The 5605-nt window shown below is 45.4% G+C and carries 5 protein-coding genes and 1 pseudogene; all 6 read left to right on the top strand.

The genetic code is table 11. From position 1 onward, the window contains the following. Positions 1-247 precede the first annotated feature (247 nt). A complete protein-coding gene (locus AC5I6P_RS29210) occupies positions 248-1618 on the top strand; it encodes an ATP-binding protein (protein ID WP_495697296.1) in 1371 nt (456 codons plus the stop codon). Next, positions 1615-2160, top strand: a complete 546-nt coding sequence (locus tag AC5I6P_RS29205; RefSeq protein WP_495697295.1) for a TniQ family protein — start codon at positions 1615-1617, stop codon at positions 2158-2160. The genes AC5I6P_RS29210 and AC5I6P_RS29205 overlap by 4 nt, the downstream gene beginning before the upstream one ends. A 30-nt stretch (positions 2161-2190) precedes the next feature. After that, positions 2191-3618: a TnsD family Tn7-like transposition protein gene (locus AC5I6P_RS29200; RefSeq protein ID WP_495697294.1), complete on the top strand. Its 1428-nt coding sequence runs from the start codon at positions 2191-2193 to the stop codon at positions 3616-3618. Then, complete coding sequence (locus tag AC5I6P_RS29195; protein ID WP_495697293.1) at positions 3615-4442, top strand: TniQ family protein; 828 nt, start codon at positions 3615-3617, stop codon at positions 4440-4442. The genes AC5I6P_RS29200 and AC5I6P_RS29195 overlap by 4 nt, the downstream gene beginning before the upstream one ends. Further along, positions 4414-4974, top strand: a complete 561-nt coding sequence (locus tag AC5I6P_RS29190; protein ID WP_495697292.1) for a TnsD family Tn7-like transposition protein — start codon at positions 4414-4416, stop codon at positions 4972-4974. Before AC5I6P_RS29195 ends, AC5I6P_RS29190 begins: the two co-directional genes overlap by 29 nt. Next, positions 4958-5499, top strand: a pseudogene (locus tag AC5I6P_RS29185) (IS1 family transposase); the annotation flags it as partial. The gene AC5I6P_RS29190 and the pseudogene AC5I6P_RS29185, both read left to right, overlap by 17 nt. Between the last annotated feature and the right edge of the window lie 106 nt (positions 5500-5605).

Genomic DNA, 5605 nt, shown 5'->3' with positions numbered 1-5605 from the left:
TTCGTCTGATGGTACAACGATTGGCTGCTTAAGATTTACTTTATGAATCAGCTCTAAGGGAGCGGTTGAATCGGCCTCATACCGCGACCCGCTAATTGCTAGCTATCGAGGCAATCCACTCATAGAAGCATTACCCCCAATTCTCTCAGAAGAAGAAGCGATGGGGCTTCTAGCATACTATCCAGCTTATGACCAAAACGAATGCACTCTACATAACCACTTACGTTTCCATTTAGTACGTAATGCCTTGAAATTCGTCGAACCCCTTCCAATTCATTTGGATTTAGAACAGCGCTTTTCTTGCATGATTCGGACGGGGTATGAAGCACGTAATCCGTTAACGCCAGAGTTCCGCAGAGACTTTCAAAAACGATTAAATGCTTTGGATTTCAATGGGTTGCCCCAAAATTATCTACGTTCAACCGCTACAGGTTTCACGATCATTGGCATCAGCGGTGTGGGTAAAACAACCGCGGTAGAAGCAATCCTGTCCCTTTATCCCCAAGTGATTGTTCACAGCCACTATGGCGATCGGGATTTTACACTGATGCAAATTGTGTGGCTGAAGCTAGACTGTCCCTTTGATGGTTCGATCAAAGGTTTGTGCCTGAACTTTTTTCAAGCGGTTGACGATCTCCTAGGAACCAGCTACTCCAAAAACTACGGTCGAGGTCGCTTTACAGTAGACCAGCTAATACCATACATAGCTCGTGTAGCTTCCCTTCACTGTATCGGAGTGTTAGTAATTGATGAAATTCAACACCTACACGAAGCAAAAAGTGGTGGCTCCAAAAAAATGCTCAATTTCTTTGTTCAACTGGTCAATACCATTGGTATTCCTGTTGTTTTGGTAGGAACTTACAAAGCCATGTCTGTTTTGAGTGGTGAATTCCGCCAAACCCGTCGAGCTAGCGGTCAGGGGGATTTAGTTTGGGACAGGATGGCAGAAGACGATGTTTGGCAGCTATTTGTAGAATCACTTTGGCGATACCAATACATCCAAAAGCATTGTCTGCTGACGCCAAGTTTAAGCCATGCTCTCTATGACGTGACTCAGGGAATTACTGATTTCGCTGTCAAGGTCTATATGTTGGCACAAGTCCGGGCGATCTCAACAGGAAAAGAAGCGGTGACTGAGAACATCATTCGCTCAGTGGCTAAGGATAGTCTTCGTTTAGCGCAGCCAATTTTGTCAGCTTTGAAAACAGGTGATATCAGATTTCTTCAAAGTGTTGAGGATGTCTATCCCGTGGACATAACATCTTTCCTAGAAGAGGCTCAAAAGAGTACCAAAATCGTAGGTCGGCTCCGTTCTTCACCCACTATTCAGAATAGTTTGAAGGGTAATGAAGAAGACGTTGAGATTCATCCTCAAAATCCAGTTTCTGATTCCCCTGCAACAGAAACAGAACTCACCTCAATAAAGGTTACTTCTCCTTCCCAGCCCGAAACCAAGAAGAGTCAGGGAAAACGTCGTAGAACTCCTTCTGTGAAGGAGGGATTGATGAAGGTCGTAGCATTTGAATCTCAACGAGGAATTGCGGCATATGAAGCTCTTAAGCAAGGCGGCTATATTCGACCCGCTACTGAATATCTTCGCCAGGAGATCGTAGAATGATTGGTTTCTTTCCCGATCCCTATCCCGATGAACTACTTTACAGTATCTGTGCGCGATACTCAGATCGGGTTAGGTACTCAAACAAGGGAGCTATAGCTCAAGAGTTGTTCGGCTCTGTGGACGCAGCAGCCGTTGTTGATTTGCCGAGCCATCTTGGTCACTTAGTTGCAGCTTTACCACTTGGACATTGTTATACCGTTGATCGATTGATTGGTAGCCATACACTATTACCCTTCTACTCCCCCTTCCTTCCAATAGAACGGGTTTATCGCCTTCGAGAAGACATGATGAAATCTACTGGCTCTGCAATTCACCAGTACTCAGGTGTTACACCTAGTAATATCTATTCACTGAAGTGGCTGCGGTTTTGTCCTTTGTGTACGCAGGCGGAGAGAAAGCAGTTTGGTGAATCCTACTGGCATCGTCTCCATCAAATACCAGGTGTAGAAGTCTGTCCAGACCATGCTGTTTTTCTAGAAACTAGCTGTGTACCTACAAGAAATCGAGTTAATGGTTCTCACTTTTTCTCGGCTGAACAGTGAATACACACAACATTACCTCGCTCTTTAGATTTGTCAGACCGTTTCCACCAAGTTTCTTTAAAAATAGCTCATAATACTGCTTGGTTAATCAGACAAACGGATTTAGTTCCTGGCTATGCAGTTCTACGAGACTACTATCATTACTTATTAGCTAATCATGGTTTAGCTTCTTACACTGGTCGTGTTCAGGTAAAGAAGCTGAAGAAGGCATTTAATAATTACTATTCACCTAATTTTCTGAAATTACTCCAATGCGAAGTTGATGAAGATAAAGGTAGTAATTGGCTATCTTGTCTAGTTAAAGATTTAAGTATATCTCAAGCACATCATCCTCTGCGTCATTTACTTCTGATTCAATTTTTAGGCTACACAGCCGAAGAATTTTTCCAAGTTTCTCTTCCTTCAAAACCTTTCGGAGAAGGACCTTGGCCGTGTCTAAATCAGGCTAGCACTCATTTCGGTCAGCTACTAATTAAAAACTGCTGCATTAAGATACGTGACTATCAAAGACGAAAACTGATCGGCGTCTTTAGTTGTAGCTATTGCGGCTTTGCCTATAGCCGTATTGGTCCTGATGTATCACCAGAAGATATCTTTCGGATCACTACAAGCAAATCTTACGGACCAGTGTGGGAAGCTGCATTGAAGAACTTGTGGGAAGATCTATCAGTCAGTTTCAATGAAATGGAACGTCGGCTAGGAGATGATGAATCAGCAATCTTACGCCAAGCTGCTCGCTTAGGACTTACTTTCCCTCGCTTGGGACCCAAAGGTGAATCAACTCAGCTGAGTAAAGAGAACAATCATAGCAAGACAAGTTCGCCAGTATTCAATTCAGAAAATTTAGAGAATTACCGCAGTCAGTGGTTATCCATTCGTGAACAGAATCCTGAGCTTGGACGAACCACCCTCATCAAGAAATTTAACCGCATCCATTCTTGGTTACGCGAGCACGATTCCGAATGGTTAGAAGCTCATAAGCCGCTACCACAAAAGTGCGGGGGAATCAGGCGTATTGTGGACTGGAGCAGACGTGATGCTGAGTTTGCAGAGGCAGTAAGACTTTCAGCTTCGCGTCTTAAAAGTATTCCTGGACGCCCTGTGCGAATAACCAGATCAGCAATTGGTAAAGAGTTATATCAAGAAGAAGTGTTGAAGAAATTCCTTGACAGGCTATCGTTAACAGCCAACGTCTTAACTGAGATTGTTGAAACTCGTGAAGATTTTGCTATCCGCCGCGTGGAGTGGGCTGCTGAGTGTTTCCGTCAACAGAACATTAGTCCAGCATGGTCTCAAATCGTATTACTCTCTGGAGTGTACGCCTTGAGGGCAGTACCACAGGTAAAAAAGGCAATTGATACTGCTCTGCAATCTCTTGAATCGCAAAGCTCTGTGGACAGATGGAACAGAGGACCAGTTCAGTCAAGTAAAAATTCCATCTCAATGAAGAAGAGATGACTGGCTTCTTCCCCGATCCCTATCCTGATGAGCTGCTCTACAGTATCTGTGCCCGCTTCTTTGATCAAGTGCAGTATCCAGACAAGAAGCTTGTAGTGCAGGAATTATTTGGTTCTTCAAGCGCCTTAGCAGTTATTGATTTGCCCATTCACTTGAGTTGTCTTGTTATTAATTTACCAATAGGAAACTGCTACACATTTGATCGGCTGATTGATAACCAGACGCTGTTGCCTTTTTATAGCCCTTTTCATCAACCTGATCGGGTGGAACGGTTACGGGAAGATATGCGAGGGAACGGCAAAATATCAGTCCCTGGGCGTTTGGGCATGATGGCTAATAGCGTTCCTTCTCCAAAGCGGCTTCGCTTTTGCCCCTTGTGCACAGAAGATGATGAAAGGCGGTTTGGCGAAACGTACTGGCACCGTATTCACCAAGTTCCGGGCGTTGAAGTCTGTCCAATCCATGCTGTCTTTTTGGAGAACAGCAACGCCCAAGTCTTGCATCGGAAAACTCGTCACGAGTTTGTCTCAGCTCAACAAGCAATCTACACCACATCACCACGCTCCTTGATGCTTCTAAATGCCTCTCATGTAGCTTTGTTGAAGATTGCTCGTGATGCTGCTTGGCTGTTGAATCAGCGAGGTTTGTCTCCGGGACTGGAATCTTTTCGGAATCGTTACCTACTTCTATTAGCTGACCGTGAGCTAGCAACCCATAGTGGCAGGGTGTACACGAGTCGATTGCTACATGCTTTTAAGTCCTACTACTCTGAGGAGCTTCTGAGCCTACTTCACTGTGAAGATCGATCAACAAAGTCAGCATAACTGGCTGTTTCGACTAGTTCGCTCTCCTAAGAGTGCACAGCATCCCTTACACCATCTGTTGCTTATACAGTTTCTCGGATACACAGCCGAAACCTTCTTCCAACTTCCTGCTGAGTATCAACCCTTCGGTCATGGCTCATGGCCTTGCCTGAATCCGGTTTGCGCTCAGTTTCGACGACGACGTATCAAGAACTATCGTCTATCCTACAGCCAGGAGAATGGCAGACCCATCGGCACATTTAGCTGTCGTTGTTGTGGCTTTGTGTATTCCCGAATAGGTCCAGACCAATCCAGGGAGGATTGGTATCGCTACAGCCGAGTAGAGTCCTATGGAAGTGTTTGGGAATCAGCTCTTAAGGATTGGTGGGCAGATATAGGAGTCAGTCTACGTGAAATTGCACGTCGGCTGGAAGTTGACCCTCAAACTGCTAAAAGCTATGCAATTCACCTTAAATTAGCAGGTAGTGCTCAAGATGTAATGATGGAGAAGTCGAGTTTCACGGTGTTCTGCTCGCATGCCTGTCTGTCCTAGTTGCGCCTCTTCCCAAACGGTCAAGAATGGTCATATCCATAACGGAAAACAACGGTTCAAATGCCACAATTGCGGACGACAATTCGTTGAGCGACCAACTAAAAAAGTGATCGACCCAGCCACACGGGCTCTTATCGATCGGTTGCTGCTGGAACGCATTTCACTGGCTGGAATCGCCCGTGCTGCTCAGGTTTCTGAGCAATGGTTGCAAACCTATGTGAATGAGAAATATGCGAAGGTGCCCCGCCAAGTGCAGGTGACACCCAAAAAAAGGGGAGGCTAACGATCCAATGCGATGAATTATGGTCCTTTGTGAATAAAAAGGGCAACAAGCAATGGGTTTGGTTAGCACTTGATGCAACCACTCGTGAGATTGTAGGCGTTTACATTGGCGCACGCGATGAAGCCGCAGCTCGCCGATTATGGGAATCCTTACCGCCAATTTATCGCCAATGCGCAATCGCCTATACCGACTTCTGGCCAGCGTATGGAGCCGTTCTGCCCAGCAAACGCCATCGAGCGGTCCAAACATTCAGAAACATTTTGATCGGCTTCCCCTAACGGCGCAGGTATAACGGCAGGGTTAATTCATTGTGAGAGTAGAGAAAGTAGGATAGGAAGCACCCCTATT

It is taken from the genome of Myxacorys sp., assembly GCF_059501405.1.
This window is presented reverse-complemented; position numbering and strand designations above follow the sequence as displayed.

Coding starts and splice junctions, on each gene's coding strand:
- AC5I6P_RS29205 (WP_495697295.1), top strand. CDS start 1,615: ATGATTGGTTTCTTTCCCGATCCCTATCCCGATGAACTACTTTACAGT.
- AC5I6P_RS29195 (WP_495697293.1), top strand. CDS start 3,615: ATGACTGGCTTCTTCCCCGATCCCTATCCTGATGAGCTGCTCTACAGT.